The organism is Desertibacillus haloalkaliphilus, assembly GCF_019039105.1.
GTDB classification, from domain to species: Bacteria; Bacillota; Bacilli; order Bacillales; family KJ1-10-99; genus Desertibacillus; species Desertibacillus haloalkaliphilus.
This window is the reverse complement of the sequence record NZ_JAHPIV010000035.1, coordinates 1-1,871: the sequence shown is the minus strand read 5'-3', so window position 1 is coordinate 1,871 and position 1,871 is coordinate 1. Positions and strand designations below refer to the sequence as shown.

Below are 1,871 nucleotides of genomic sequence, written 5' to 3'. Positions count from 1 at the left end.
CCGACCTCTCAGTCAAGTAGCCAATGGGAGTTTCACCCAAAGGCTCTCACAGAACCGTACGTGAACCTCTCGATTCATACGGCTCTTATCATTCAGCCACATTAAGGAATCATTCCAAGAGCCCAGTGTGAAAACATTTTGGGCTCTCTTTTAGCGAGTTCTCTAAGCCATTTTTCAGCACGTGTCCGATGCCCTCTAAATCTCTTGTATTTGCACATTGCCCATTTGACTAATCTTCGATTTATACAGTCAATGGAGTACCTTACAGCTGATGCATTATACTTTGTGAAATAATTCAACCAACCTCTAACCGTTGGATTTATCATTTCCGCTATAATTTCAATTTTGCTACCTGTAAAACTATGAATTCTCATAGCTTTTATTCTGTCTCGAAAACCCTTTGCGGACTTTTTGCTTACTGATGGTAGAAAATTAAATTGTAGTCTTCCCAATCTATCTTTAATGAAGATTCTTCGAAATGTGTACCCTAAAAAGTCAAACTCCGTAATTGGATATTCCTTCATCCTATCCTTATCTTTACAATAGATAACCTTTGTTTTCTTTGGATGTAGTTCAAGTTTACACTCTTTCAGTCGTTGATTCAGTTTACCTAGAATCTCAAGTGCTTCCAATTCCGTCTTGCAGTGAATTATGGCATCATCTGCATATCGTTCAAACGGAGAGTTTTGATATGTTCGTACCATCCACATATCAAACGCATAATGCATAAACAAGTTTGCAAGAACAGGACTTATAACGCCACCTTGCGGTGTCCCGCTGATTCGATCAATCTTGTGACCTTCCGAGTTAATAAATGGTGCTTTGAGCCATCTTTGAATATACATCAATATCCAAGACTCTTTTACGTGCTTTTGTACAGCTCGCATTAGCAGTTCGTGATCAATATTATCGAATAGTCCTTTAATGTCAAATTCTATGACATAATCATATTTCCAGCATCTTTTCCTGGCTTGTCCTATTGCATCCAAAGCCGACTTACTTGGTCTGTATCCATAAGAGTCTTCATGAAATATGGGTTCTACTTTAGATTCAAAGTACATCTTAACTACCATTTGTGCTACCCTGTCTCCGACAGTTGGAATACCAAGTCCCCGTTTTCCACCAGTTTTCTTAGGTATTTCAACCAACTTCACCGGAGGTGGGAAGTAGCTACCTGAACTCATTCTATTCCATATTTTGTAGAGGTTACTTTTGAGGTTCTCTTCAAATTCTTTTATGTCCTGACCATCAATTCCAGCACTTCCTCTGTTCGCTTTTACTCTTTTGAAGGCGGACATAACAACTTGTTTTGAAATCTTATATGGCTTACTCTCTTTCATCAAATCCTCCTGCTTTCACAGTTGTTCTCAGTTTTCGAGTTGAATGATGGTGCCCCTTCGCTCCGTTGCCATTACAACAACTTCGTTACTACTACGAGCACCTCCGCCCCTACATCACGCTTTGCTATTTCGACCTCACCTTTCTGTGGTTTGTGTCTTTTCACTTATCATCATGATGCAGGTTCCTGTGTTTCACATCAGAGCCTGATATACACTCATGCCACCTTAATACCGTTTGCCAAGCAGTCAGCTTTTCAGGTTATCTTCTGCTCTTGTCCCTATCTAGTGGTGAACAATAGGTTTTGACAAAGTCTTACGTTATCGATACTTCTTCAGCGGTTCACTTTCGTTCATCTTTGTATATCTCACATGATTGCTTTATTGCAACCTTTTCCCTAGACGCTTACTACCGCAACTCTTTATTGCAGCAGCTTAGGGCTGTTTGATGGATTTGCCTGATTCAATCCCCATCAAGGGGCCTTCCCTCATCTCCGATGTGCCTTTCACAGCACACCACCACCGTACGTACGG

The 1,871-nt window shown here is 40.6% G+C and carries 1 protein-coding gene; it reads right to left on the bottom strand.

Annotated features, from left to right (window positions below; all coding sequences use genetic code 11):
* Nucleotides 1-101 precede the first annotated feature (101 nt).
* Nucleotides 102-1,340 (bottom strand): group II intron reverse transcriptase/maturase, encoded by a 1,239-nt coding sequence (ltrA, locus tag KH400_RS20670; protein ID WP_217227872.1) that lies wholly within the window; start codon nucleotides 1,338-1,340, stop codon nucleotides 102-104.
* Nucleotides 1,341-1,871 lie beyond the last annotated feature (531 nt).

Bases quoted from the DNA above. Each gene is read 5' to 3' on its own strand.
- ltrA (WP_217227872.1), bottom strand. From the start codon at position 1,340: ATGAAAGAGAGTAAGCCATATAAGATTTCAAAACAAGTTGTTATGTCC.